The sequence below is a fragment of the Rhodovulum sp. HP10 genome (assembly GCF_047553435.1).
Taxonomy (GTDB): Bacteria; Pseudomonadota; Alphaproteobacteria; order Rhodobacterales; family Rhodobacteraceae; genus Rhodovulum.
Genome location: NZ_CP180201.1, coordinates 2,968,557 through 2,994,568 on the forward strand (window position 1 = coordinate 2,968,557; position 26,012 = coordinate 2,994,568).

Sequence of the window (26,012 nt, forward strand, 5' to 3'; positions counted from 1 at the left end):
CGCCAGATACTGTCCAACCGATGGGGAGTAGCTCAGAGAGCGTCTCCGCCGCTAGCCATCTCCTCGCGAATGACCGCGCGGCCGGATTCGGGGATTGTGTGGAAGCCGCGGCAGGCAAGCTCGGTGATGAGGCTGGTCTTGCCCGCACCGGGGCCGCCCGTCAGGACGAAGAAATGGGCGCTCATGGGCCATCCTCGGGTTTGACAGGGGGAAAGGGCTGCGGAGAGATCGACACGCCACGGGCGCGGATCGAAGCAGCATGGATTTTCGGAGGGAAAACAGCACCCGTCTGCGCGGCAGAGGCAAATCCTCTGACGAGAAAGGCAGAACTATCTGGTGCTTTTCAACGTGTTTTTGGTGGAGCCAAGGGGGGTCGAACCCCTGACCTCTTGCATGCCATGCAAGCGCTCTCCCAACTGAGCTATGGCCCCATCCGTGTGCGGCCCTTCCGGCCCGCCCGCGCTTATTATGGAAGCGGGGAAGGGAGATCAAGCAGAAAAATGCAGAAGGGATGGGGCAGGGCGATTTTTTTGGTCGATGTCCGGTGCCGCGAAAGCTCACACTCCGCATTGGTAAAAACCTTACCGAAGCAAGGAGTTAAGGTCTGCCTGCGGCACATACAAAAAAACCGCTCCGAGAGGAGCGGTGCCGGTAGGGTCGAAAAGGGACCCAGGCGTGGATCCCTGGCCCGGGACGGGGCCGGGCGGGATATCAGGGCCGCCCGGCCGAAAAGTCAGGTCTCGTCGTCATCCTCGGAGGACATGTCGGCGATGTCGTCAAGCGAGACGTTGTCGTCGTCATCGTCCTCCAGCACGTCGTCGCCGAGATCGACATCATTGCCGTCATCGTCATCGTCGATGATGGCGTCATCGTTGTCCAGATCCTCATCGTTCCGCGCCTTGGCGGGGGCCGTCTTCTCGGCGATGAGCGGCCGGTGCTTGCCCTGGGTGAGGCTGTCCAGCGAGAAGCTGTGGCCGCAGGACGGGCATGTCATCGGGTCGCGCTGAAGATCGTAAAATCGGGTCGAGCAGTGCGGGCAAACGCGCTTAACGCCCCATTCTTCTTTGGGCATGGGTATCCTCTCGCAGGGGTCACGGCTTTGCGGTTGCAGCCACGTGCCACAAGTCCCCCTACGTGTCAAAGCCCTTTTCGGCTGTTATGCTCCGGGCAAAACACGAGGCAGAGATGAGCATCATCCGCATTCCCGGCGATCCGCCGCTCGAGGTCACGCTGCGCCGCTCGGCACGCGCGCGGCGCTATTCGCTGCGGGTGTCGCAGCTTGACGGGCGCGTGACGCTGACATTGCCCCAGCGCGCCCCCGAAGCCGAGGGGCTGGCCTTCGTTCGCGAGAAGGAGGCCTGGATCCGGCGCCACCTTTCGGCGCGACCCGAAGGTCATGTGGTCCGGGCCGGCGGTACGGTGCCCTATGAGGGCCGCGCTCTGCCGCTCGTGCCGGGGACCGGACGGATCCCGCAGATGCGCGAGGGCGAACTGGCGGTGCCCGGATCTGCCGAAGAAGTGCCGCCCCGGGTGCTGGCCTTTCTCAAGATCCGGGCGCGGGCGCGGCTGGCGGCGGCGGCCGACGGCCATGCGGCCGCGCTGGGGATCAGCTACCGCCGGCTCACGGTCAGGGAGGCGCGGTCGCGCTGGGGGTCCTGTTCGTCGCGCGGCGACCTGATGTTCGCCTGGCGCCTGATCATGGCCCCGCCCGAGGTGCTGGACTATGTCGCGGCCCATGAAGTCGCGCATCTGGTCGAGATGAACCATTCCAGCAGGTTCTGGTCGGTGGTCGGGAGGCTGATGCCGGGCTACGAGGCGCCGCGGGCCTGGCTGAGGGCCAATGGTGCCGCCCTGCACCGTGTGCGTTTCGGTGATTGACGGCTGCCCCCGTGCGGTCGCACTATCCGCGCCATGCTGATCCAGACCCGATCCGGTGAGACCGTATCTGCGACACATGAGCGGCTTTACCGGACGCTGCGGACGCAGATCATGCATGGCGAGCTGGCCCCGGGCGCCGCGCTGACGCTGCGCGGGATCGGCAAGAGCTTTGGCGTGTCGATGACGCCCGCGCGGGAGGCGGTGCGGCGGCTCGTGGCCGAGGGCGCGCTGACGCTGTCCTCCTCGGGGCGGGTCTCGACGCCGGAACTTTCGAACGAGCGTCTGGAGGAACTGGCCTCGCTGCGTGGCCTGCTCGAGCCCGAACTGGCAAGTCGGGCCCTGCCGCGGGCCCATTTCGCCCTGATCGAGCGGATGCAGAAGATCAATGCCGAGATCGGCGAGGTGGTCATGCGCGGGGATGCGGTGGCCTATATCCAGAAGAACCTCGAATTTCACCGCGTGCTTTACCTGCGGGCCCAGGCCCCCGCGATGCTGGCCATCGCCGAGACGGTCTGGTTGCAGCTCGGTCCGACGATGCGGTCCTTCTACGGCCGGCTGGGCCGGACCGAGCCGCCGCAGCATCACCGGATGATTCTGGCCGCTCTCCGGGCGGGCGACGAGCCCTCGCTGCGGCTGGCGGTGCGCACTGACGTCACCCAGGGCCTCAGGTTCCTCGCGACCTGACCTGACCGGGCGTCTTGCCAATTTTGTCGGGACAGTGGTTCCGAGCGCAACCGACGCCCCTGCGCCCGGGGCTCTTGCCGTCTTTGTGCTGACGCCCGGCACGACTGAGCGACCCGACCGGAATTTTCTCGATCCCCTGGCGGTGCGTGCGGCGAAAGCTGTGCGGAGCGCGGGACAGGAAAAGGGGCGGGGCCATCCGGCCGCCGCCCCTTTCCAGGAAGGATGAAGCCTGCCCTGTCAGCTGTGGATCGGACCGTCGCCGCAGGCCAGGGCCGCTTCGCGCACCGCCTCGGAATAGGTCGGATGGGCGTGGCAGGTGCGGGCGATATCCTCGGCCGCGGCGCCGAATTCCATCGCGACGCAGATCTCGTGGATCAGATCGCCCGCCGAGGGCCCCAGGATATGGGCGCCGAGGATGCGGTCGGTTTCCGCATCCACGATCAGCTTGACGAAGCCGTCGGCGGCGAAATTGGCCTTGGCGCGGCCGTTGCCCATGAAGGAGAACTTGCCGACCTTGTAGGCCCGGCCCGCTTCCTTCAGTTGGTCCTCGGTCTTGCCGACCGCGGCCACCTCGGGATGGGTGTAGATCACGCCCGGGATCACGTCGTAATTCACATGACCGGTTTGGCCCGCGAGGATCTCGGCGACCGCCATGCCCTCATCCTCGGCCTTGTGGGCGAGCATCGGGCCCTCGATCACGTCGCCGATGGCATAGACCCCGTCCACGGAGGTCTTGTAATGGGCATCGGTCGCGATCTGGCCGCGCTTGGTCAGCTCGAGACCCAGCGCGTCGAGCCCGAGGCCCTGGGTGAAGGGCTTGCGGCCGGTCGCGACCAGCACCACATCGGCATCGAGCTGATGCTCGCTGTCGTCCTTGCGGAGCTTGTAGGTGACCTTGGCCTTGGTCTTGAGCGCCTCGGCGGATTGCACGGCGGCGCCGGTGACGATGGTCAGACCCTGTTTCTTGAGGAGCGCGCGGAAGCTGCGCGCCACCTCGGTGTCGATGCCCGGGGTGATCTGGTCGAGATATTCCAGCACGGTCACCTCGGCCCCGAGGCGCGCATAGACCGAGCCCAGCTCCAGCCCGATCACGCCGGCGCCGATCACGATCATCTTCTTCGGGACCTTGGACAGCGCCAGCGCGCCGGTCGAGCTGACGATCACCTTCTCGTCGATCTCGAGCCCCGGCAGGGTGGAGGCTTCGGAGCCGCTGGCGATGACGATGTGTTTCGCCTTGTGGGTCTCGTCGCCCACCTTCACGAGCCCCGCCTCGGGGATCGAGGCCCAGCCCTTGAGCCAGTCGATCTTGTTCTTCTTGAACAGGAATTCGATGCCCTTGGTGTTCTGGCCGATGACCTCGTCCTTGTAGGACTGCATCTGCGTCCAGTCGACCGAGGGCGGCTTGCCCTTCAGCCCCATCTTCTCGAAATTATGCTGGGCCTCGTGGAGCTGGTGCGAGGCATGCAGCAGCGCCTTCGAGGGGATGCAGCCGACATTGAGACAGGTGCCGCCCAGCGTGCCGCGGCCTTCGACACAGGCGGTTTTCAGGCCAAGCTGCGCGCAGCGGATGGCGCAGACATAGCCGCCTGGGCCGGAACCGATCACGATCACATCATAGCTTGCCATTCGGGGCCTCCTTTGCGGGCGAGTGTTGGGATGGCGGCGGGGGTGTGGGGGGCATCCGCCCCTCGCCGCCCGTGCCGGGCGGCTCCCCCCGGGGTATTTCCGCCAGGAAGAAGATCATATCAGGGCGGCGAGCGTCATCAGGACGGTCGCGCCGAAGCCCGCGGCCCAGATCATCGAGCGCCCCGGCACCCAGCCCCGGAGATAGGCCGGCACATATGCGATGCGGGCGATCAGGTAGATCCAGGCGCAGAGCGCGGTGAACCAGCTCGACTGGTCCGAGACGGTGACGAGGACGACCGCCGCGGTGAACAGGATCAGCCCCTCGAAATGGTTGTTGAGCGCGCGCTGCATCCGTCCGGTCCGGCGCGAGAGCTGCTGGTCGGGAGGCGTGTCGCGGGGGCTTGTGGTATATGCCGTGCCGAGTTCCATATTGGCGGGGATCGCCATGAGGACGAATTGCACGGCCTGGACGAGGATGGCGAGGGCGAGGGCGGTAAGCTCGGGGGTCATGCGGGCCTCAGAAGATGCTGGCGAGGATCATGGCGAAACAGGCGACAAGGCCTGCCATGAAGATGACCGAGCGCCAGGGCACCCAGCCGAAGGCATAGGCGGGCAGGTAAAGCGCGCGGGCGGCGACGAAGATCCAGGCGGCAAGCCCGGTGACCCAGCCATTCGAGCCGGTGAACTGCACCAGAACGACGGCGATCACGAAGAGGCCGGTATTCTCGACATGGTTGGCCAGCGCCCGGCGCAGGCGGAGGGTATAGGGCGACAGCCGGTCCGCGATATCGTCGCGGGGCCCGGTATTGCCTTCGCGCCCCACATCGGCCTCGAGCGCGCGCTGGGACCAGAGCACTGCGGCGAGGTGGATGACGGCGGTGGCGGCGAGGGCGGCGAGTTCAGGGGGCATTAGGAACCTATGGATTTTGTGAAGCCGCCCAGAAGGCCGCCGACGAAATCGCCGAATTGGGCATAAGAACGGGAGCCGGCGCTCACTTTCTTAACGGCATCGCTTAGCTTTTCTTCCGTTTCGCCGAGTTGAATGCGCGTTCCGAGAACATTCAAGCCGTACGAAGTCAAAACGGGGTTCATTACGGATCCGCATCCGGTTCCGCCTAGCTCTCCGTGGATCTCTCCGGTCCGAATGACCCCTTCGTCTGTCAGCCACTCGATACAAGGAAAGAAGAAAAAGCGAAATTCATCATCGAGCTCCAGTTCTTCGAACTCAAGCTCACATTCCCTGATTCCCCACTCCATCAGGAGGCTGAGGATTTTGGATATGACGATTTCGCTTTTTTCCAGGTTCTCCACGGCAAAGAGCCTCACAGATCCATCAGCAGGCGGCGCGGGTCTTCCAGCGCTTCCTTGACGCGGACGAGGAAGGTGACCGCGCCCTTGCCGTCGACGATGCGGTGATCGTAGCTGAGCGCCAGATACATCATCGGGCGGATCACGATCTGGCCGCCCTCGACCATCGGACGCTCCTGGATCTTGTGCATGCCGAGGATGCCCGATTGCGGCGGGTTCAGGATCGGCGAGGACATGAGCGAGCCGTAGACGCCGCCATTCGAGATGGTGAAGGTACCGCCCTGCATCTCGGCCATCGACAGCTTGCCGTCACGGGCGCGGGTGCCCATCTCGGCGATCCGCTTCTCGATTTCGGCGAAGCTCATCGAATCCGCGTTCCGCAGCACCGGCACCACCAGCCCCGAGGGCGTGCCGACCGCGATGCCCATATGGACGAAGCGCTTGTAGACGATGTCGGTGCCGTCGATTTCCGCGTTGACCTCGGGCACTTCGGACAGCGCATGGCAGCAGGCCTTGGTGAAGAAGGACATGAAGCCCAGTTTCACCCCGTGCTTCTTCTCGAAGAGGTCCTTGTATTCCTTCCGGAGCGCCATGACGCCCGACATGTCCACCTCGTTATAGGTGGTCAGCATCGCGGCGCTGTTCTGGGCATCCTTCAGGCGGCGGGCGATGGTCTGGCGCAGCCGGGTCATCTTGACCCGTTCCTCGCGCTCGGCATCCTCGGCCGGAATCGGCGCCCGCGCCGCGTCGGGGACAGCGGTGGGTTTCGGCGCCTCGGGCGCGCGCGCGGCGGCTTTCGGCGCCTCGGCGGCCTTCAGCACGTCTTCCTTCATGATCCGGCCATCGCGGCCCGTGCCGGTGATCTCGGCAGCCGAGAGGCCCTTTTCGGCCATCAGCTTCTTGGCCGAGGGCGCATCCTCGACATCCTTGCCCGATCCGCCGCCCGATCCGTCGCCCGTGCCGGCAGTGGTCTTCGGAGCGGCGGCTGCCGCGCCTTCGCCCGCCAGAAGGACCGCGAGCTGGCCGCCGGCCTCGACGGTGGAACCTTCGGCGGCGAGGATCTCCTTGAGAACGCCCGCAGCAGGAGCGGGCACCTCGACCGAGACCTTGTCGGTCTCGAGCTCGCAGAGCATCTCGTCGCGCTCGACCTTGTCGCCGGCCTGCTTGAACCAGGTCGAGACCGTGGCCTCGGTCACGCTCTCGCCCAGCGTCGGCACCATCACGGGCACGTCTTCGGCGCCGGCATCGTCGTCGGCCGCAGCCGGGGCGGACGCGCCGCCATCGGCCTTCGGAGCAGGCGCGGACGCGCCTTCGGCAATGGTGGCCAGAAGCGCGTCGACCCCGACCGTCTCGCCTTCGGCCGCGACGATTTCGGAGAGCGTGCCTGCGGCGGGCGAGGGGACCTCGACCGTCACCTTGTCGGTTTCCAGCTCGCAGAGCATCTCGTCGGCCTCGATCGCGTCGCCGGGCTTCTTGAACCAGGTGGCGACGGTGGCTTCGGTGACGCTTTCGCCGAGCGTCGGGACACGGACTTCTGTGGACATGGCGGTTACCCTTCGATGGTCAGCGCGTCGTTCACGAGCGCGGCTTGTTGTGCCTTATGCGTGCTGGCAAGACCCGTGGCCGGCGAGGCGGCGGCGGGGCGGCCCGCATAGCGGGGCCGGCCGTGCTTGGCATTGATGCGGGTCAGGACCCATTCCAGATTGGGCTCGATGAAGGTCCAGCCACCCTGGTTCTTGGGCTCTTCCTGACACCAGACGATTTCGGCGTCGCTGAAGCGTTCCAGTTCCTTGACGAGGCTGAGCGCGGGGAACGGATAGAACTGTTCGAGCCGCATCAGGTAGATGTCGTCGATGCCGCGGGCATCGCGTTCCTCCAGCAGGTCGTAATAGACCTTGCCCGAGCACAGGACGACCCGCCTGATCTCGGCATCGGGCCTGAGCTTGGTTTCCGACATGTGGCCGGTCTCGGCATCGTCCCAGAGCACCCGGTGGAAGGAGGAGCCGGTGACGAAATCGCTGGCTTCCGACATCGCCAGCCGGTGGCGCAGCAGCGATTTGGGCGTCATCAGGATCAGCGGCTTGCGGAAGCTGCGATGCAGCTGGCGGCGCAGGATGTGGAAGTAGTTGGCCGGCGTCGAGCAGTTGGCGACGATCCAGTTGTCTTCGGCCGACATCTGCAGGAAGCGTTCGAGCCGGGCCGAGCTGTGCTCGGGGCCCTGGCCCTCATAGCCATGCGGCAGCAGCACGACGAGACCCGACATCCGCAGCCATTTGCGTTCGCCCGAACTGATGAACTGGTCGAACATGATCTGCGCGCCATTGGCGAAATCGCCGAACTGGCCTTCCCACATCACCAGCGCGTTGGGTTCGGCCAGGCTGTAGCCGTATTCGAAGCCCAGGACCGCATATTCCGAGAGCATCGAGTCGATGACCTCGTATTTCGCCTGCCCCTTGCGGATGTGGTTGAGCGGATAGTAACGCTCTTCGGTATCCTGGTTGATCAGCGCGGAATGGCGCTGGCTGAAGGTGCCGCGCGCACTGTCCTGGCCCGAGAGCCGCACCGGATATCCCTCGGTCAGCAGGCTGCCGAAGGCCATCGCCTCGGCGGTCGCCCAGTCGAAGCCCTTGCCGGTCGCGAACATCTCCTTCTTGGCGTCGAGCAGGCGTCCCACCGTCTTGTGAAGCTCGAAGCCCTCGGGCGGGGTGGTCAGCGCCTGGCCCAGCTCCTGCAGGGTTTCCTCGCCGATCGCGGTATCGCCGCGCTGATAGTCGTCGCCGCCGCCGCGCTGGATATGCGACCAGCGCCCGTCGAGCCAGTCGGCCTTGTTCGGCTTGAACTCCTTGGAGGCGTCGAATTCCTCGTTGAGATGGGACTGGAAGGCGGCCTTCATGTCCTCGATCTCGCCCTCGGGGATCAGCCCGTCCTCGACCAGCCGTTCGGTGTAAAGCTGCAGCGTGGTCTTATGCTTCTTGATCTTCTGATACATGAGGGGGTTGGTGAACATCGGTTCATCCCCCTCGTTATGGCCGAAGCGGCGATAGCAGAAGATGTCGAGCACCGCGTCCTTGCCGAATTTCTGGCGGAACTCGGTGGCGACCTTGGCAGCATGCACCACCGCCTCGGGGTCGTCGCCATTGACATGGAAGATCGGCGCCTCGACCATCAGCGCGATGTCGGTCGGGTAGGGCGAGGACCGCGAGAAATGCGGCGCCGTGGTGAAGCCGATCTGGTTGTTCACGACGATATGGATGGTGCCGCCGGTGCGATGACCGGTCAGGCCCGACAGGCCGAAGCATTCGGCCACCACGCCCTGGCCCGCGAAGGCCGCGTCGCCATGCAGAAGCACCGACAGCACCTGCTTGCGCTCGTGGTCATTCATCTGCGCCTGCTTGGCGCGGGTCTTGCCCAGCACGACCGGGTTGACCGCCTCGAGATGCGAGGGGTTCGCGGTCAGCGACAGGTGCACGGTGTTGCCGTCGAATTCGCGGTCCGACGAGGCGCCGAGGTGGTATTTCACGTCGCCCGAGCCGTCCACGTCCTCGGGCTTGAAGCTGCCGCCCTGGAATTCGTTGAAGATCGCGCGGTAGGGTTTGCCCATCACGTTGGCCAGCACCGACAGGCGGCCACGGTGGGGCATGCCGATGGCGATTTCCTTCAGACCCAGCGCGCCGCCGCGCTTGATGATCTGTTCCATCGCCGGGATCAGCGCCTCGCCGCCATCGAGGCCGAAGCGCTTGGTGCCCATGTATTTGACATGCAGGAACTTCTCGAAACCCTCGGCCTCGACCAGCTTGTTCAGGATCGCGCGGCGCCCCTCGCGGGTGAACTTGATCTCCTTGCCGAAGCCCTCGATCCGTTCCTTCAGCCAGGACGATTGTTCGGGGTCCGAGATATGCATGTATTGCAGCGCGAAGGTGCCGCAATAGGTCCGCTGCACGATGGCGAGGATCTCGCGCATCGAGGCGACCTGCAGCCCCAGCACGTTGTCGATGAAGATCGGCCGCTCCATGTCGGCATCGGTGAAGCCGTAGGATTTCGGATCGAGCTCGGGATGCGGGGTCGGGTTGCGCAGCCCCAGCGGGTCGAGATCGGCGACCAGATGGCCTCGGATCCGGTAGGCCCGGATCAGCATCAGCGCCCGGATCGAGTCGAGCACCGCGCGCTTGACCTCGTCATCGGTGACCTCGACGCCCTTTTCCCTGGCCTTCTCGCGGATCTTCTCTTCGGCGGCCCTGGTCTCGCGGGCGGCAGGCGGCGTCGGCCACTGCCCGTCAAGTGCCGCGGTCAGGTCGTCATTCGGCGCGGGCGGCCAGTCGCGCCGCGCCCAGGACGGCCCCGCCGCCTCGCGCTTGACCGAGACCTCGTCATCGCCCAGCTCGGCGAAGAACTTCTGCCATGCCTCGTCGACCGCGTTCGGGTCATTGGCATAGCGGGCGTAAAGCTGTTCCACATATTCGGCATTGTGGCCCTGAAGGAAGGACGAGCTGTGAAAGATGTCGTTCGCGCTTTGCTCGGTCATGGAGTTACCTCATGGGGGTTTGGACCGTATTTGTTGAGGCCGGGTTGGGAGGGGCGGGTCAGCCACCAGATCACCAGAAGGGGCGAGATCATCAGAACCAGGACCGAGAGGACGAGCACGAGGCCCGCGATGCCGGTAAAGGCCTCTGCCGGACCGCCCGAAGCGGCGAGGCCGAAGGCGCCGACGAATTGGGCAAAGCCCAGGATGCCGACCAGCACGATCAGCGGATAGACGTAGAAAAGCCCGCTTCGGCCGCTGTCATGCATCCGGCGCCAGCCTGCGGAAACCGAAGGCAGGAAGACGGCAAGCGTGAAGAGCATGGTCAGGGGGCCGTCGCTGTCGGCCTCTATGCTGCCCGGTCCGGTGCGGATCTCGCCCGGGAACAGCAGCAGGTCGAGCAGCCCGGTGGCGATGCTGCCCAATAACGTGAACAGAACGAACCACCAGTATTCGGGGCGGGACGCCCGCCCCGAAAAGGTGAAGTACTTTCTGAAACAGACCTTTACGGCAGCCGCAAAGCCCATTTTGCCTCCCTCGGCGACCGGCTTATCCGATCGCCTTCAGCACCGCTTCGCCCAGATGCGCCGGGCTGTCTGCCACGACGATCCCGGCCGATTTCATCGCCTCGATCTTGTCCTCGGCACCGCCCTTGCCGCCGGCGACGATGGCGCCCGCATGGCCCATGCGACGGCCCGGAGGGGCCGTACGGCCGGCAATGAAGCCCGCGATGGGCTTGCTGCGGCCCTTCTTGGCCTCGTCCTTGATGAACTGGGCCGCTTCCTCTTCGGCCGAGCCGCCGATCTCGCCGATCATGATGATCGACTGGGTCTCGTCATCGGCCAGGAACCATTCCAGCACGTCGATATGCTCGGTGCCCTTGATCGGGTCGCCGCCGATGCCGACGCAGGTCGACTGGCCAAGGCCCACATCGGTGGTCTGCTTGACGGCCTCATAGGTCAGCGTGCCCGAGCGCGAGACGACGCCGACCGAGCCGCGCTTGTGGATATGGCCGGGCATGATGCCGATCTTGCAGGCGTCGGGCGTGATGACACCGGGGCAGTTCGGCCCGATCAGGGTCGAGTTCGAGCCTTCCAGCGCACGCTTGACGGTCATCATGTCCATCACCGGGATGCCCTCGGTGATGCAGACGATCAGCGGGATCTGGGCGTCGATGGCCTCGAGGATCGAGTCGGCCGCAAACGGCGGCGGCACGTAGATCACGGATGCATTGGCGCCGGTCCTGGCCACCGCCTCGTGGCACGAGTTGAAGACGGGCAGGTCCAGATGGCTCTGGCCGCCCTTTCCGGGGGTGACGCCGCCGACCATCTTGGTGCCGTAGGCGATGGCCTGTTCCGAATGGAAGGTGCCCTGGCTGCCGGTGAAGCCCTGACAGATGACCTTGGTGTTTTCGTCGACAAGAACCGCCATGGATCTTACCCCTTCACCGCTTTGACAATTTTCTGGGCTGCATCGGACAGGTCATCCGCCGCGATCACGTCGAGGCCGGAATTGTTGATGATGGCCTTGCCCTTCTCGACATTGGTGCCTTCGAGGCGCACGACCAGCGGCACCTTCAGCCCGACTTCCTTCACTGCGGCGACCACGCCCTCGGCAATCACGTCGCAGCGCATGATGCCGCCGAAGATGTTCACCAGGATCCCCTTCACGTTCGGGTCCGAGGTGATGATCTTGAAGGCTTCGGTCACCTTCTCCTTGGTGGCGCCGCCGCCCACGTCGAGGAAGTTGGCGGGCTCCGAGCCGTAAAGCTTGATGATGTCCATCGTCGCCATCGCGAGGCCCGCGCCGTTCACCATGCAGCCGATCTGGCCGTCGAGCGCGATGTAGTTCAGGTCGTATTTGGAGGCCTGATGTTCCTTCGGATCTTCCTCGGTCTCGTCGCGCAGCGCCAGGATGTCCTCCTGCCGGTAGAGCGCGTTCGAATCGAAGCTCATCTTGGCGTCGAGGCAGCGCAGGTCGCCCTGATCGGTGACGATCAGCGGGTTGATCTCCAGCAACTCGCAATCCTTCTCGGTGAACAGCTTGTAAAGCTGGCCCATCAGCCGGACGCATTGCTTGATCTGGTTGCCGGTCAGTCCCAGCGCAAAGGCGATGCGGCGGCCGTGATAGCCCTGATAGCCGGTCACCGGATCGACCGAGAAGCTGAGGATGCGATCGGGGGTCTTGGCGGCGACCTCCTCGATATCCATGCCGCCCTCGGTCGAGCAGACGAAGGCCACCCGGCTGGTCTGGCGGTCGACCAGCAGGGCCAGGTACAGTTCGCGCTCGATGCCGGCGCCTTCCTCGATATAGACCCGGCCGACCTGCTTGCCCGCGGGGCCGGTCTGATGGGTGACGAGGGTGCGGCCCAGCATCTTCCTGGCTTCCTCGGCGGCCTCGCCGACCGATTTGGTCAGCCGCACGCCGCCCTTCTCGCCCGCCTCTTCCTCGACGAAGTGGCCCTTGCCGCGACCGCCTGCGTGGATCTGCGCCTTGACGACCCAGACCGGCCCGTCGATATCGGCCGCGATCGACTTCGCTTCCTCCGCCTTGGTGACGACATGCCCTTTCGAGACCGGCGCGCCGTAGCTGCGCAGCAACGCCTTTGCCTGGTATTCGTGGATGTTCATCAAACTGTCCCGTGCTGGTACGATTTCCAGATGTCTAAGCACGGAACGGTGGTGCGGCGAAACGGCCTTTTCCTTAAATTCCCGTGATCATGCTATGTTTTTCCATTTTGTGATCACGCTCATGAATGCTGTGATCACGAAGTTGGGCAAAACCCGGAGCCGCATGAGGCAGGGCTGTGGCGGTCCTGTGCCGAGAGACTCTGGCCGCGCGGCCTGGCGGGGGGCTTGCCGGGCTGCTTGCCGGGCGGGGTCCGGCCCCGTCGCCACGCGGTCCCGGGCTTGAACCCGGCCTCGATCCGGCTATGCCTTTTCGAGAAATGGAGAGCCTCATGACCAATCCCCTGCTGGCGCCGCGCATCGCGCCCTTCGAGCTTCCCGCCTTTGCCGACCTCTCGGATGAAGATTTCGCGCCGGCCTTCGAGCGGGCGCTGTCCGGTGCCCGGGCCGAGATCGCGGCCATTGCCGAGGCGCCTGAGGCGCCCGATTTCGCCAATACCATCGAGGCGCTGGAACGGTCGGGGCAGGCGCTGTCCGACGTGCTGTCGGTCTTCGATCTGCTGGCCTCGACCTCCTCGACCCCGGCGCGCGAGGCGCTGCAGCGCGCCTTCTCGCCGAAGCTGGCGGAGTTTTCCTCGGATGTGGTGCTGAACCGCGCGCTGTTCGAGCGGATCGAGGCGATCTGGCAGGCGCGCGAGACGCTGGATTTGACGGCCGAACAGGCCCGTCTGCTGGAGCGGAAGCATCGCGACTTCGTCCGCGCCGGGGCGGCCCTGCCCGAAGAGGGGCGCGGCCGGCTCCGCGAGATCAACACAAGGCTGGCCAAGCTGTCGACCGCCTTCGGCCAGAACCTTCTGGCCGACGAGCGCGACTGGACGATGCCGCTGGCCGAGGCCGATCTTGCGGGCCTGCCCGGCTTCGTCATCGAGGCGGTCCGGGCGGCGGGCGCCGAACGCGGCGCGGACGGCCCGGTGGTGACGCTGTCGCGCTCGGTGATCGTGCCCTTCCTGCAGTTCTCACCCCGGCGCGATCTGCGCAAGGCGGCCTATGAGGCCTGGACCTCGCGCGGCGCGCGCGGCGGCACCACCGACAACCGTGGCATCGTGGCCGAAACGCTGAAGCTCCGGGCCGAACGTGCGGCGCTTCTGGGCTATGGCAGCTATTCCGCCTATGCGCTGGAAACCCAGATGGCCAGGACCCCCGGCAATGTGCGCGATCTGCTGATGCAGGTCTGGGCCCCGGCCCGGGCGCGTGCCGAGGCCGATGCCGCGATCCTCGAAGACATGCTGGTCGCGGACGGGGGCTCGGCGCCGCTCGAGCCCTGGGACTGGCATTACTATTCCGAGAAGCGGCGCCGCGCGCTCCACGATCTCGACGAGGCCGAGCTGAAGCCCTATCTGCAACTCGACCGCATGATCGAGGCCGCTTTTGACTGCGCCAACCGTCTGTTCGGGCTGGATTTCTCGCCGCTCGATGTGACCCTGCACCATGCGGATGCCCGGGCTTGGGAGGTCACCCGCGATGGCCGCCATATGGGCGTTTTCATCGGCGATTATTTTGCCCGGGCGGGCAAGGAATCGGGGGCCTGGTGTACGGCGCTGCGCAGTCAGCGGAAGCTGGCGGGGGAGATCCGGCCGCATGTCGTGAATGTCTGCAACTTCTCGAAACCGGCCGAGGGGCGGCCCGCGCTCTTGTCCTATGACGATGCGCGGACGCTGTTCCATGAATTCGGCCATGCGCTGCACCAGATGCTGTCGGATGTGACCTATGAAAGCCTGTCCGGCACCTCGGTGCCGCGCGATTTCGTCGAGCTGCCGAGCCAGCTTTACGAACACTGGCTCGAAGTGCCCGAGGTGCTGGAGCGTTTCGCCACCCATGCCGAAACCGGGCAGTCGATGCCCGAGGCGATGCGGGACCGGGTTCTGGCGGCCGCGACCTATGACATGGGGTTCCAGACCGTCGAATTCATCGCCTCGGCGCTGGTCGATCTTGAATTCCATGACGGCCCCGCCCCCGCCGACCCGATGCAGAAACAGGCAGAGGTGCTGGAAGAGATCGGCATGCCGCGCGCGATCCGGATGCGGCATGCGACACCGCATTTCGCCCATGTCTTCGCGGGTGGCTATGCTTCGGCCTATTATTCCTACATGTGGTCCGAGGTGATGGATGCCGACGCCTTCGCGGCCTTCGAGGAGGCGGGCGATGCCTTCGATCCGGCGACCGCGCGGGCTCTGGAAGACAACGTGCTGTCGACCGGCGGCACGCAGGAGCCGGACCTGCTCTATACCGCCTTCCGCGGCCGCCTGCCCGGGGTCGAGGCGTTGCTGAAGGGCCGCGGGCTGGAACCCGAGCCGGCCTGAGGCTGCCAGGACGGCCCCGGAGATGCAAAAAACGCCCGCCCGGGGACCCGGGCGGGCGTTTGCGTTTTCCGTCAGTGGCGCGGGCGACAGCGCCCCCACCCGACCTCAGGCCGCTGCGCGGTTCTTGTTGCGCGGACGACGGCGCGCCCTCGGCTTGGCTGCGGCCGGCTTGCCTGCACCTTTGCCTGCGCCGCGCGGGCCGTCCCGCGACTGCTTCGGTTCGAGCCCTTCCCAGGGCGTCCCCGAGGCGACCGGGATCGCCGTTCCCATCACCTTATGGATCGCCCGCAGTTCCGAGATCTCCTCGGGCGCGCAGAAGGCGATTGCCGCGCCATCGGCCCCGGCGCGCGCGGTGCGGCCGATCCGGTGGACATAGTTGTCGGGCACGTTCGGCAGGTCGAAATTGTAGACATGGCGCACTTCGGGAATGTCGATGCCCCGCGCCGCCACATCGGTCGCCACCAGCACCCGCACATCGCCCGCGCGGAACGCCTTGATGGCGCGGTCGCGCTGGCCCTGGCTCTTGTTGCCATGGATCGAGGCGGTGGCGAACCCGGCCCGTTCCAGCTGTTTCGACAGCCGCTCGGCACCGTGCTTGGTGCGTCCGAAGACGATGGCGCGGTCGTCGCGATGCCCGTCCAGAAGCTCGATCAGGCGCCCGGTCTTCTCGGCCTTCTCGAGGAAATGCACCGATTGCGTGATCTTGTCGACGGCGGTGCCGGGGGGGCTTACCTCGACCCGGACCGGGTTGCTCAGGTAGCTTGCGGCGATCTCGTCCATCTGCTTGGGCATGGTGGCCGAGAACAGCATGGTCTGGCGCTCTTTCGGCAGCTTGGCCGCGATCCGGCGCAGGGCATGGATGAAGCCCATGTCCAGCATCTGGTCGGCCTCGTCCAGCACCAGGAACCGGGTTTCGGCCAGCACCACGGCGCCGCGGCCCATCAGGTCGATCAGCCGCCCGGGCGTCGCCACCAGCAGATCGGCGCCGCGCGCCATCCGCTTTTCCTGGGCCGACAGCGAGGCGCCGCCGACCACGGTCTCGACGCTGACGGGCGTGCCCGCGACCAGCGGACGGAGGCTCTCGGCGATCTGCTTGACCAGCTCACGGGTCGGGGCCAGCACCAGGGCGCGGGCGGTCTTGGGCGTGGGCTTTCCTCGGTTCTCGGCCAGCGCGGTCAGCAGCGGCAGGCCGAAGGCTGCGGTCTTGCCGGTGCCGGTCTGCGCCAGCCCGATCACGTCGCGGCCTTCCAGAGCCGGAGGAATGGCGCGGGCCTGGATCGGGGTGGGCTCGGTGATGCCGGCCTCGGCCAGTCGCGTCACGAGCCGCTTGGGCAGACCCATCTTGTCGAATGTAATCACAGTGTCCTTTCGGGCGCCCGTCGCGGACGCCTCGTCAAATTGCGTTCGCCGCTGCGAACGGGTGAGCGGGTCCGCGACGCCCCGACCGGACTGGTCGGTGGGCGGCGGTCCCAGTACCCCTCGCGTGATGATGGGAACGGATTTGCCCGACACCTTGCGCCGCGGTCCGGTCATGCCGGGCAGGCGGCCTCTGTTCACGCGACAGAAGGTGCGGATCGGTGATACGTACAGGAAGGTGACCTTCCGGTCAATCCCGCAACCGCCGTCACTTGAGTTGACTGTCCTTCGACCCGCGCCGGTTGATCCCTCCGCGCAGTACCGGACGCCTGTCGCGCGCGCCCTGACATGCGACGCACAGCTTGACCCCCGGCAGGGCCTGCCGCCGCGCCTCGGGGATGGGCTCGCCGCATTCGGCACAATCCGTCAGGCTGTCCCCGACCGGGGCAGGCCTGGCCTTCATCCGGTTCAGCTCATCCTCGATCAAGGCGTCGATCTGGTCGTTCACCGCGCCGTCGCGCGCCCAGCCTCCGGCCATGGTCAACTCTCCCTTGCAGGGTATCAGGATAGGGCAGGCCGTGGCCCTGCGTCAAAGCCTTCAGGCCGCGACGCGGGCCGGGGCAGGCGCCTCGCGGATTGGCAGATGCACCAGCGCCGAGAAGGCGCCGACGCCCACGCCGACCCACCACACGAGATCGTAATTGCCGTACAGGTCGTAAAGCCTGCCGCCCAGCCAGACGCCGAGGAAGCCGCCGAGCTGGTGCGACAGGAAGACGAAACCGTAGAGCGTGCCCATGTAGCGCAGCCCGTAGATATGGGCGACGAGACCGCTGGTCAGTGGCACCGTGGCCAGCCAGAGCGCGCCCATCACCATCGAGAAGACCAGAACCGAGCCCGGGGTGATCGGCATCAGGATGAAGGCGGCCGCGGCGATGGTGCGCGCCGTGTAGATCCCCGCCAGCAGGTATTTCCGGCTGTAGCGGTTGCCGAGCCAGCCTGCGGTCACCGTGCCGACGATGTTGAAAAAGCCGATCACCGAGATCGCCACCGCCCCCAGCGCCGAGGTGGTCGTGATCCCGATCGCCGACAGTGTGCTGCCGGGCACGATGGGCCCGCAAAGCTCGGCCACGAAGGGCGGGAAATGTGCGGTGATGAAGGCAAGCTGATAGCCGCAGGAGAAGAAGCCCATGAAGATCATGATGAAGGACGGGTCGCGGAAGGCCCGGCCCAGCACCTGGCCGAGGCTCTCCTCGAGTTCGGCGCGGCTGGCGATCTGTGGCGAGCGGATGAAGGGCAGCGCCAGCAGCGAGGCCAGAACCACGCCGGCGAAGACCAGGAACACGCCCTGCCATGGCATGAGTTGCAGCAGCAGTTCGGCCGAGGGCGGCCCCACGATCTGCCCCGCCGACCCGGCGGCGGTCGCGACCCCCAGCGCCATCGAGCGATGTTCGGGGGCTGCCGCGCGGCCGACAATGGCGAGGATCACGCCGAAGCCCGTGCCCGCGATGCCGAAACCCACCAGCACCTCGAGCCATTGATGCTGCCAGGGCTGGATCGCGAAGGATGAGAGCACCAGCCCCAGCGCATAAAGCACCGCTCCGGCGATGATGGCCTTGCGGTCGCCGATCTTCTCGGCCACGGCGCCGAACAGCGGCTGGCCGATCCCCCAGGCCAGGTTCTGGATCGCGATGGCCAGCGAGAATTCGGTGCGTGCCCAGCCGAATTCCTCGGCAATCGGGATCTGGAACACCCCGAACGAGGCGCGGATGGCAAAACCGATCAGCAGGATCAGCGATCCCGCGATCAGGACCGGGGTCACAAGCGGCGCCTGCGCGGCGCGTTGGGCCTGGGGCATCTCAGATTTCCCTTCGGTCGTCCTCGCCGGATGGCGCATCGCGGCCGGTGATCCGAAGGACTCCCGGCCACAGGCCCCGGAGGGATGCGGCGCGGCCGGAACTCGGAGGAAAGGCGCGCGGTTTCCTTTCGCAATTCTATGTCCGCTGATGCCGGATCCGGCAAGAGGGCGATTGCGAAGCCGCCTGCGATGACCCGGCCGTGGCGCGTCTAAGGGCTGTCACTGCCGGGCGCGGGGCGTTACCCGAGGGCATGCAGGTCTCTTCGCTCGTCTGTCATGCCTTCGGGCCCCCCCGCGATGCGCTTTCGCTCGTGGCCCGGCCGCTCGGGCCCCGGCCCGAACCGATGCTTCGGGTCGCGATGCTGCGGGCGCCGGTCAATCCCTCCGATCTTGTCCCCGTCACAGGCGCCTATGCGCACCGGATCGTGCTGCCCTTCATCGCGGGATATGAGGGGGTCGGCCGGGTGCTGGAGGCGCCGCCCGGCCATGCCGGTCTGATCGGCCGCCGGATCTTGCCCCTGCGCGGGCCGGGGACCTGGCAGACAGTCCTCGATTGCGACCCGGCGCTGGCGATCCCGGTTCCCGAGGATATCGGCGACGATCTTGCGGCGCGGGCCTATATCAATCCTCTCGCGGCCAGGGGCATGCTGTCGCGCTGGCCGGTCGCGGGGCGGCGGGTGCTGCTCAGCGGGGCGGGCTCGCATTGCGCGGATCTTCTGGGGCAATGGGCGCTGGGGCAGGGCGCGGCCGGAGTCACGGGCGTTCACCGCTCGCCCAGCCGTGCAGCGCGCCTGCGCACCCTCGGGATCGACCCCGTTCCGGCCGCCGACGAGGCCCAGGTCCTGAACCATGCGCGGCGGGCCGACATCGTCTTCGATGCACTCGGCGGGCCGCTTGCCTCGCGCATTCTCGATATCCTGCCCGAGGGCGCCCATTTCGTGGGATATGGCCTTCTGACGGGCCGCCCGGTCCGGCCCGCGAGCCCGCCGCGCGCCCGGTTCGAGCGGTTTCACCTCCGCGACTGTCTGGCCTCTATGTCGGCGGCGGACTGGCGGGCGGCCTTCGAAGGGCTCTGGCCAGGGCTCGCGACGGCCGATCTTCCGGGCATTCGCCCCTTCGCGCTGACCGACTGGAGACAGGCGCTCGACGCGGCCGGACGGCCCGGCGCAGAGAAGCCGATGCTGTGTTTCGGGGCTCCGGGCGTGTGAGGGCGCGCATGGCGCCCGGCGGTCCTGCAGGAGGGTCCGCCGGAGGACGAAAGCACGCAGGCTGTGCGCCTTCGCGCAGTGCCTGCCATTGAAGCCCGCGCCCGATCGCGAAATATAGCCTCCCGACACACAGATCACTCAGGAGACTTTCCAGATGTCGAACAAGACGCTCGAGCTGTTGCAGAAGCGCCGGACGCAATATGCCCTCGGCAAGGATCTTCCGCTCTCGGCCGACATGGTGGAAGACCTGATCAAGGCCGCGATCCGCCATGCTCCTTCCTCGTTCAATTCGCAAAGCTCCCGGGCCGTCATCCTGTTCGGGGCCGAAAGCGAGAAGGCCTGGGCGCTGATCGGGGACGAGCTTCGCAAGATCGTTCCGGCCGAGAATTTCGGCCCGACCGAAGCCAAGATGAAGGGCTTTGCCGCCGGGGCGGGCACGGTGCTCTTCTACGAGGATGAGGACACGATCAAGGGGCTGCAGGAGCAGTTCCCGCTCTATGCCGACGCCTTCCCGCGTTTTGCCCAGCATTCGGCGGGGATGGCGCAACTGGCGGTCTGGACGGCGCTGGCCGAGGAAGGCATCGGCGCGAGCCTTCAGCATTACAACCCGGTTGCGGATGCGGCCCTGGCCGAGGCCTTCGGTGTTCCCGCCAGCTGGACGCTGGTCGCACAGATGCCCTTCGGCGGCCATGCGGACGACATCGGTGACAAGACCTTCATCGATGACGAAACGCGCTTCCGCACCCACGGCAAGTAACCTCGCGGGCGGGCGCTCTGGCGCCCGTCGCACCCGCCTTCGCTGCGCGACAGGGTCCGGCCTCGCATGGCCTCACCGCGTCGCAGACCCGCGCGCGTCAGCGCGTCGGGCCCAAGGCGGGACAAGCAAGGCGGCAGCCTTGTGATGGCCCGGGGCGGGAGGGCTCAGGTCCGGACGTCGGGCGCGGTCCTGCCGGTATGGTTGCGAATGCCCGCGATCTCGTCGGCGGCGGCGATGACATCGGCCAGCACCTCCTCGACCGGCAGCTCCAGCCGCGCCGGATCGTCGGTATACTCCTCCAGATAGACCCGAAGCGTCGCCCCGACAGTACCCGTTCCCGACAGCCGGTAGACGATCCGAGCGCCGCCCTCGAAATGGATGCGCAGCCCCTGGCCCGTGCTTTTCGAGCCGTCGACCGGATCGTCATAGGAAAATTCGTCGGTCATCTCGACCCTCCGCCCGGCAAAGCTCTGCCCGGCCAGATCGCCGAGCCGCCCGCGCAGGGCGTCGAGCATCGCTTCGGCCCGGTCCTTGTCGACCGCTTCATAATCGTGCCGCGTGTAGTAGTTGCGGCCGTATTCGGCCCAATGCGCGCGCATGGTCTCGGCCACGGACAGGCCGGTCTCGGCGAGGATGTTCAGCCACAGAAGCACCGCCCAGAGCCCGTCCTTCTCGCGCACATGGTCCGATCCGGTCCCGGCGCTTTCCTCGCCGCAGAGCGTCGCGCGCCCGGCATCGAGCAGGTTGCCGAAGAATTTCCAGCCGGTGGGCGTCTCGTAACAGTTGAGCCCCGCCGCCGCCGCCACCCGGTCGACTGCGCGCGAGGTCGGCATCGAGCGTGCCACCCCCTTCAGCCCGGCCGCATAGCCCGGCGCCCGGGTCGCATTCGCCGCCAGCACCGCGAGGCTGTCCGAGGGCGTCACCACGATGCCGCGCCCGAGGATCATGTTGCGGTCGCCGTCGCCATCCGAGGCGGCCGCGAAATCGGGCGCCTCGGGCCCCATCGCCAGATCGACGAGCGGCTTGGCCCAGATCGGGTTCGGGTCGGGATGGCCGCCGCCGAAATCGGGCTGCGGCACCGCGTTGATCACGCTGCCCGCGGGCGCGCCCAGACGCTCCTCGAGGATCGTCCTGGCATAGGGCCCCGTCACCGCATGCATCGCGTCGAAGCGCAGCGTGAAACCGCCCGCGATCAGCCGCCGGATGGCGTCGAAATCGAACAGGCTCTCCATCAGCTCGGCATAATCGGCGACCGGGTCGACGATCTCGACCACCATGTCGCCAAGCGCGGCCTCGCCCGGGGCGGACAGGTCCAGATCCCGGGTCTCGAGAATCTCGTAGGAGGTGATGGTCGTCGTCGCTTCGAAGATCCGGTTGGTCACCTCCTCGGGGGCCGGGCCGCCATTGGGGGTGTTGAACTTGACCCCGAAATCCTCGTCCGGCCCGCCCGGGTTGTGGCTGGCCGAGAGGATGATCCCGCCATCGGTGCGGCGCTTGCGGATCAGGTTCGAGGCGGCGGGCGTCGACAACAGCGCATTCTGCCCGACGATGACCCGTGCCGCGCCACCGGCTGCCGCCATCCGCAGGATGACCTGGGCCGCGCGGTCGTTGAAATAGCGTCCGTCGCCGCCCAGAACCAGAGACTTGCCGGCGACCCCGCCGATGGCGTTGAAGATCGACTGAACGAAATTCTCCAGATAATGCGGGCTCATGAAAACCGGCGTCTTTTTTCTCAGCCCCGAGGTACCGGGCTTCTGACCTTCGATGGGCCGGGTTTCGACGGTGATCTTCTGCATGAGGATGGGCTCTCCCGTGGCCTTGATGTCCGCGGGCCGGAGCATAGCGGCCTCGCGCACGGCCACAAGCGGCTCCGGCGTCTCCGTGGCGCCGTGAGCGGCGCGCCGCGGGGAGGGCAGGGGCCATTGCACAGGGAATAAGGTCGGGCCGATTGCCCGCGGCAGATGGCGCCCGGCCGCGCGGAACATGGATGACATGCCGACGGGCGGGCGCCGGGCCGTTCGTTCCGTCGCGACCGCAGCTCGGCGGCTCGCCACAGGGATGGCGCTGCTGACGGGATGGCGGAAGCTCGGTGCGCCCGCCCGGTCTGAGGCCGGTCCCGGCCCGGTCCCGGCTCTGTCTCGGCTCAGGCGGCCACGAAATCGCGCACGAAGGCGCAGGCCGGGCGCGCGCGGATCTCGGCGGGCTTGCCGATCTGTTCGATCCGGCCCATCGACATCACCACGACGAGATCGGCCAGATCCATCGCCTCGTCCTGGTCATGGGTGACGAAAAGCGTGGTCAGCCCGGTCGCATCGTGGATCTCGCGCAGGCCCTGGCGCAATTCCTTGCGGACCTTGGCGTCGAGCGCGCCGAACGGCTCGTCAAGCAGCAGCATGCGCGGCTCGATGGCCAGCGCCCGCGCCAGCGCCACGCGCTGACGCTGCCCGCCCGAAAGCTGACCGGGATAGCGCGCGCCGATATCGGGCAGCTGGATCAGCGCCAGCAGCCGGTTTACCCGGCGGTCGATTTCGGCTGCGGTCGGACGGTCGCGGCGCTTGCGGGCGCGCAGCCCGTAGGCGATGTTCTCGAACACGGTCATGTGCCTGAACAGCGCGTAATGCTGGAAGACGAAGCCCGCCCGGCGGTCCTGTACGCTCAGCCCGGTGGTATCCTGCCCGTCGAAGAAGATCCGTCCCGAACTGGGATATTCGAGCCCGCCCAGAATGCGCAGCAGCGTGGTCTTGCCCGAGCCCGACGGCCCCAGCAGCGCCACCAGCGCTCCGTTCGGGATCGAGAGCGAGACCGGATGCAGCGTCCGCGCGGTGCCGAAGTCCTTCGCGATTTCGTCGATGTCGATATGCATGGGATACGCCTTTCAATGCCGGCGGGTGGCGGAGAGCTGCTCCGCGTAGCGCCATTCCAGAAGGGTTTTCAGGGTCAGGGTCAGAAGCGCGAGCAGCGCGAGCAGCGCCGCGAGGGTGAAGGCCGCGACCGAGAGATATTCGTTGTAGAGCATCTCGATCATGATCGGCATGGTGGTGGTTTCGCCCCGGATCTTGCCCGAGACCACGGCGACCGCGCCGAATTCGCCCATCGCCCGGGCATTGCACAGAAGCAGCCCGTAAAGCAGCGCCCAGCGTATATTGGGCAGCGTCACCGTCAGGAAGGTCCGCCAGCCCGAGGCCCCCAGCGTCAGTGCCACCTCTTCCTCGCTCCGGCCCTGTTCGATCATCACCGGAATGAGTTCGCGGGCGACGAAGGGAAAGGTCACGAACAGCGTGGCCAGGACGATGCCGGGCAGGGCGAAGACGATCTTGAGGTCATGGGCGATAAGCCAGGCGCCCAGCGGCCCGTTGACCCCGAACAGAAGCACCAGCGCCAGTCCCGCCACCACCGGAGAGACCGAGAAGGGCAGGTCGATCAGGGTGACGAGCAGCGCCTTGCCACGAAACTCGAACCTGGCGATGGCCCAGGCGGCGGCGATGCCGATCCCCGCGTTCAGCGGCACCGAGAGGACGGCGACGGTCAGCGTCAGCCCGATCGCCGCGCGGGCATCGGGCGAGCCGAGCGCGGCCAGCGCCGCCGCGCCGCCCCCGGCCAGCGCCTCGGCGAAGACAGTGACGAGCGGCGCGAAGAGCAGGATGCCGACCAGTGCCAGTACCGCCGCGATCAGCGTCCAGCGGGCCAGCCGCGGCTCGGTGGTCACGGCCTCCCGCCTCGGATATGCGATCTCAGCCAAGGCCGATCCTCCGTCTGCTCCAGAACTGGATGGTGTTGAGGGCCAGCAGCACCGCGAAGGAGATCATGAGCATTGCGATCCCGATCGCCGCGGCGGCGTCGTGATTGTATTCCTCAAGCCGGATCACGATCAGCAGGGGCGCGATCTCGGTCCGGAACGGCAGGTTGCCGGCGATGAAGATGACCGAGCCGTATTCGCCGACAGAGCGCGCCAGCGCCAGCGCGAAGCCGGTCATGAGTGCCGGGCTCAGCGTCGGCAGCACGACCCGGCGCAGGGTGTAAAGGCGGCTGGCGCCGAGCGTGGCGCTGACCTCTTCCGCCTCGCGGTCGATTTCCTCGATCACCGGCTGCACGCTGCGTACCACGAAGGGCAGGCCGATGAAGATCAGCGCCAGCCAGATCCCGGCCTCGGTATAGGCGATCTCGATCCCGAGCGGCGCGAGCGCGCGGCCGAAAGGGCCGCTCGGTGCGTAAAGCGCGGTCAGTGCGATCCCCGCCACCGCCGTCGGCAGCGCGAAGGGCAGATCGACCGCGGCGTCGATCAGCCGCCGTCCCCAGAACCGGTACCGCACCAGCACCCAGGCCAGCACCAGCCCGAAGGCCAGATTGAAGAGCGACGCGACCAGAGCGGCCCGGAAGGACAGGCCGAGCGCTTCCCGGACGCGGCGCGAATTGACCATGTCCAGCAGCTCGACCGGGCCGATGGCAAGCCCGCGTTCCAGAAGCGCGCCGAGCGGCAGCAGAACCACGATGGACAGCCCCGCCATCGCGATCCCGAAGCTCAGCCCAAACCCCGGCAGGGGAGAGGGCGAGCGGAAGGGGCCCGCTCGCATCGTTCAGTTCTCGTAGATCTTGTCGAACAGCCCGCCATCGCCGAAGAAGGCAGGCTGCGCCCTGGCCCAGCCGCCGAAATCCTCGATGCTCACGAGCCGCAGCTTCGGAAAGCGCGCGACATCCTCGGGCGCAGCGGCAGAGCTGTCCCAGGCGCGATAGAAATGACGCAGCGCCAGGGCCTGGGCCTCGGGGCTGTAGAGGTGCTCGAGATAGGCCCGGGCGACCGCGCGTTGCGCATCCGAACCGATATTGCCGTCGACAAGCGTGACCGGCGGCTCGGCCAGGATCGAGATCGAGGGCACGACGATGTCGAACTTCTCGGCGCCCAGCTCGTCGAGCGCCAGGAAGGCTTCGTTTTCCCAGGCCAGCAGCACGTCGCCGATGCCCCGTTGCGCGAAGGTCGTGGTGGCGCCGCGGGCCCCGGTATCGAGCACCGGCACATTGCGGTAAAGCCGCGTCATGAAGTCCTGCGCCCGGGCCTCGTCGCCGCCGAACCGGTCGAGCGCATAACCATAGGCCGCAAGGAAGTTCCAGCGCGCGCCGCCCGAGGTTTTCGGGTTCGGGGTCACCACCTGCACGTCGTCCCGGATCAGGTCGTCCCAGTTCTCGATCGACTTGGGATTTCCCTTGCGGACGAGAAAGACGATGGTCGAGGTATAGGGCGCCGAGTTATGCGGCAGGCGGCTTTGCCAGTCGGCCGGGATCTTTCCGGTGCGTTCGGCGATGGCGTCGATATCGGCCGACAGTGCCAGCGTGACCACCGTCGCGGGCAGGCCGTCGATCACGGCCCGCGCCTGTGCCCCGGCGCCGCCATGCGATTGCTGGACGGTGACCGGCGCATGACCTTCGGCATCCCACCAGGCTTCGAACAGCTCATTGTAATCGCGGTAGAATTCGCGGGTCGGATCATAGGAGACATTGAGGATTTGCAGCGCCTCGCTTTCGGTGGCGAAAGCGTCCGACGGCATGCCGAGCGCAAGCCCGACGGCGGCCAGCGCACCGAGAATGCCGTTCCGCCAGCGGAAGGGGCTCAGCGCATGTCGCAGAGGTGTTGCCGCGCGCATCGGCGCGCTGGGCACGGCGGTCCCCGTGAGGCGCCGACCGCCGATGTCGATCTCGATCTGTCCGTCGCCGAAGGTGCGGATGACCTGGCCCTGAGCGAGCGCATGGGCGCCAAGCTGGATGGTGCGGATCATGGGCGTATTCCTTTGCTACCCCTGTCGAGTGTGTCGTGTCAGGCGGACGGGACGGGACCCGGCCGG

The 26,012-nt window shown here is 66.8% G+C and carries 24 protein-coding genes and 1 tRNA gene; 5 read left to right on the plus strand and 20 right to left on the minus strand.

The window, feature by feature from the left end:
• Positions 1–32: 32 nt before the first annotated feature.
• The 3 genes from ACK8CO_RS13955 to ACK8CO_RS13965 all read right to left on the minus strand — a co-directional run bounded on the left by ACK8CO_RS13955 (position 33) and on the right by ACK8CO_RS13965 (position 1,072).
• A complete protein-coding gene (locus tag ACK8CO_RS13955; protein WP_414897005.1) occupies positions 33–185 on the minus strand; it encodes an AAA family ATPase in 153 nt (50 codons plus the stop codon).
• A gap of 170 nt (positions 186–355) precedes the next feature.
• Positions 356–431: transfer RNA gene (locus ACK8CO_RS13960), tRNA-Ala, on the minus strand.
• Between the two features lie 302 nt (positions 432–733).
• Positions 734–1,072 carry a TIGR02300 family protein gene (locus ACK8CO_RS13965; protein ID WP_080617281.1) on the minus strand — a complete coding sequence of 113 codons (339 nt, stop codon included), beginning with the start codon at positions 1,070–1,072 and terminating at the stop codon, positions 734–736.
• Positions 1,073–1,185: 113 nt separating this feature from the next.
• Between ACK8CO_RS13965 and ACK8CO_RS13970 the strand changes: the two genes are divergently transcribed.
• Both ACK8CO_RS13970 and ACK8CO_RS13975 read left to right on the plus strand, forming a co-directional pair.
• Positions 1,186–1,878, plus strand: a complete 693-nt coding sequence (locus ACK8CO_RS13970) for a M48 family metallopeptidase (protein ID WP_414897006.1) — start codon at positions 1,186–1,188, stop codon at positions 1,876–1,878.
• A gap of 33 nt (positions 1,879–1,911) precedes the next feature.
• The gene (locus ACK8CO_RS13975) at positions 1,912–2,562 is read left to right on the plus strand and encodes a GntR family transcriptional regulator (RefSeq protein WP_414897007.1); all 651 of its coding nucleotides are present in this window, start codon (positions 1,912–1,914) and stop codon (positions 2,560–2,562) included.
• Positions 2,563–2,799: 237 nt separating this feature from the next.
• On the opposite strand, the gene lpdA is transcribed toward ACK8CO_RS13975, so the two are convergent.
• From lpdA to sucC, 9 genes are all read right to left on the minus strand, one after another.
• Positions 2,800–4,188: a dihydrolipoyl dehydrogenase gene (lpdA, locus tag ACK8CO_RS13980; RefSeq protein ID WP_414897008.1), complete on the minus strand. Its 1,389-nt coding sequence runs from the start codon at positions 4,186–4,188 to the stop codon at positions 2,800–2,802.
• Positions 4,189–4,302: 114 nt separating this feature from the next.
• Positions 4,303–4,698, minus strand: a complete 396-nt coding sequence (locus ACK8CO_RS13985; protein ID WP_414897009.1) for an MAPEG family protein — start codon at positions 4,696–4,698, stop codon at positions 4,303–4,305.
• Positions 4,699–4,705: 7 nt separating this feature from the next.
• Positions 4,706–5,098, minus strand: coding sequence for an MAPEG family protein (locus ACK8CO_RS13990; RefSeq protein WP_414897010.1), 393 nt, complete (start codon positions 5,096–5,098; stop codon positions 4,706–4,708).
• Positions 5,098–5,499 (minus strand): hypothetical protein, encoded by a 402-nt coding sequence (locus ACK8CO_RS13995; protein ID WP_414897011.1) that lies wholly within the window; start codon positions 5,497–5,499, stop codon positions 5,098–5,100. Before ACK8CO_RS13995 ends, ACK8CO_RS13990 begins: the two co-directional genes overlap by 1 nt.
• Before the next feature lie 11 nt (positions 5,500–5,510).
• Complete coding sequence (gene odhB, locus ACK8CO_RS14000; protein WP_080617274.1) at positions 5,511–7,040, minus strand: 2-oxoglutarate dehydrogenase complex dihydrolipoyllysine-residue succinyltransferase; 1,530 nt, start codon at positions 7,038–7,040, stop codon at positions 5,511–5,513.
• A 5-nt stretch (positions 7,041–7,045) separates the two neighbouring features.
• Positions 7,046–10,018: a 2-oxoglutarate dehydrogenase E1 component gene (locus ACK8CO_RS14005; protein ID WP_080617273.1), complete on the minus strand. Its 2,973-nt coding sequence runs from the start codon at positions 10,016–10,018 to the stop codon at positions 7,046–7,048.
• A complete protein-coding gene (locus ACK8CO_RS14010; RefSeq protein ID WP_414897012.1) occupies positions 10,015–10,542 on the minus strand; it encodes a DUF805 domain-containing protein in 528 nt (175 codons plus the stop codon). The genes ACK8CO_RS14005 and ACK8CO_RS14010 overlap by 4 nt, the downstream gene beginning before the upstream one ends.
• A 22-nt stretch (positions 10,543–10,564) precedes the next feature.
• Positions 10,565–11,446, minus strand: a complete 882-nt coding sequence (gene sucD, locus ACK8CO_RS14015; RefSeq protein WP_080617271.1) for a succinate--CoA ligase subunit alpha — start codon at positions 11,444–11,446, stop codon at positions 10,565–10,567.
• A gap of 5 nt (positions 11,447–11,451) precedes the next feature.
• Positions 11,452–12,645 (minus strand): ADP-forming succinate--CoA ligase subunit beta, encoded by a 1,194-nt coding sequence (gene sucC, locus ACK8CO_RS14020; RefSeq protein WP_080617270.1) that lies wholly within the window; start codon positions 12,643–12,645, stop codon positions 11,452–11,454.
• Positions 12,646–12,974: 329 nt separating this feature from the next.
• Here sucC and ACK8CO_RS14025 point away from each other — a divergent pair, with 329 nt between their 5' ends.
• Complete coding sequence (locus ACK8CO_RS14025; protein ID WP_414897013.1) at positions 12,975–15,002, plus strand: M3 family metallopeptidase; 2,028 nt, start codon at positions 12,975–12,977, stop codon at positions 15,000–15,002.
• A gap of 105 nt (positions 15,003–15,107) precedes the next feature.
• Here the strand turns inward: ACK8CO_RS14025 and ACK8CO_RS14030 are convergent, their stop codons facing one another.
• From ACK8CO_RS14030 to ACK8CO_RS14040, 3 genes are all read right to left on the minus strand, one after another.
• Complete coding sequence (locus tag ACK8CO_RS14030) at positions 15,108–16,361, minus strand: DEAD/DEAH box helicase (RefSeq protein WP_414897014.1); 1,254 nt, start codon at positions 16,359–16,361, stop codon at positions 15,108–15,110.
• A gap of 265 nt (positions 16,362–16,626) precedes the next feature.
• Complete coding sequence (locus tag ACK8CO_RS14035) at positions 16,627–16,896, minus strand: DksA/TraR family C4-type zinc finger protein (RefSeq protein WP_414897015.1); 270 nt, start codon at positions 16,894–16,896, stop codon at positions 16,627–16,629.
• A gap of 60 nt (positions 16,897–16,956) precedes the next feature.
• Positions 16,957–18,213, minus strand: a complete 1,257-nt coding sequence (locus tag ACK8CO_RS14040) for an MFS transporter (protein WP_414897016.1) — start codon at positions 18,211–18,213, stop codon at positions 16,957–16,959.
• A 251-nt stretch (positions 18,214–18,464) separates the two neighbouring features.
• Here ACK8CO_RS14040 and ACK8CO_RS14045 point away from each other — a divergent pair, with 251 nt between their 5' ends.
• Entirely contained in the window at positions 18,465–19,421 is a 957-nt protein-coding gene (locus ACK8CO_RS14045; protein WP_414897017.1) for a zinc-dependent alcohol dehydrogenase family protein, read from the plus strand.
• A 154-nt stretch (positions 19,422–19,575) separates the two neighbouring features.
• On the plus strand, positions 19,576–20,178 hold the full coding sequence (locus ACK8CO_RS14050; protein WP_414897018.1) for a nitroreductase family protein: 603 nt from the start codon (positions 19,576–19,578) through the stop codon (positions 20,176–20,178).
• Between the two features lie 164 nt (positions 20,179–20,342).
• Here the strand turns inward: ACK8CO_RS14050 and ACK8CO_RS14055 are convergent, their stop codons facing one another.
• The 5 genes from ACK8CO_RS14055 to ACK8CO_RS14075 form a co-directional block, all read right to left on the minus strand.
• Positions 20,343–21,974 (minus strand): alpha-D-glucose phosphate-specific phosphoglucomutase, encoded by a 1,632-nt coding sequence (locus ACK8CO_RS14055; RefSeq protein WP_414897019.1) that lies wholly within the window; start codon positions 21,972–21,974, stop codon positions 20,343–20,345.
• 347 nt (positions 21,975–22,321) lie between these two features.
• Positions 22,322–23,041: a sulfate/molybdate ABC transporter ATP-binding protein gene (locus ACK8CO_RS14060; protein ID WP_414897020.1), complete on the minus strand. Its 720-nt coding sequence runs from the start codon at positions 23,039–23,041 to the stop codon at positions 22,322–22,324.
• 12 nt (positions 23,042–23,053) lie between these two features.
• Positions 23,054–23,917 carry a sulfate ABC transporter permease subunit CysW gene (gene cysW, locus ACK8CO_RS14065; protein WP_414897021.1) on the minus strand — a complete coding sequence of 288 codons (864 nt, stop codon included), beginning with the start codon at positions 23,915–23,917 and terminating at the stop codon, positions 23,054–23,056.
• Positions 23,910–24,749, minus strand: a complete 840-nt coding sequence (gene cysT, locus ACK8CO_RS14070; protein WP_414897022.1) for a sulfate ABC transporter permease subunit CysT — start codon at positions 24,747–24,749, stop codon at positions 23,910–23,912. Before cysT ends, cysW begins: the two co-directional genes overlap by 8 nt.
• 3 nt (positions 24,750–24,752) lie before the next feature.
• Positions 24,753–25,718 (minus strand): sulfate ABC transporter substrate-binding protein, encoded by a 966-nt coding sequence (locus tag ACK8CO_RS14075; RefSeq protein WP_414899027.1) that lies wholly within the window; start codon positions 25,716–25,718, stop codon positions 24,753–24,755.
• Positions 25,719–26,012: the final 294 nt, after the last annotated feature.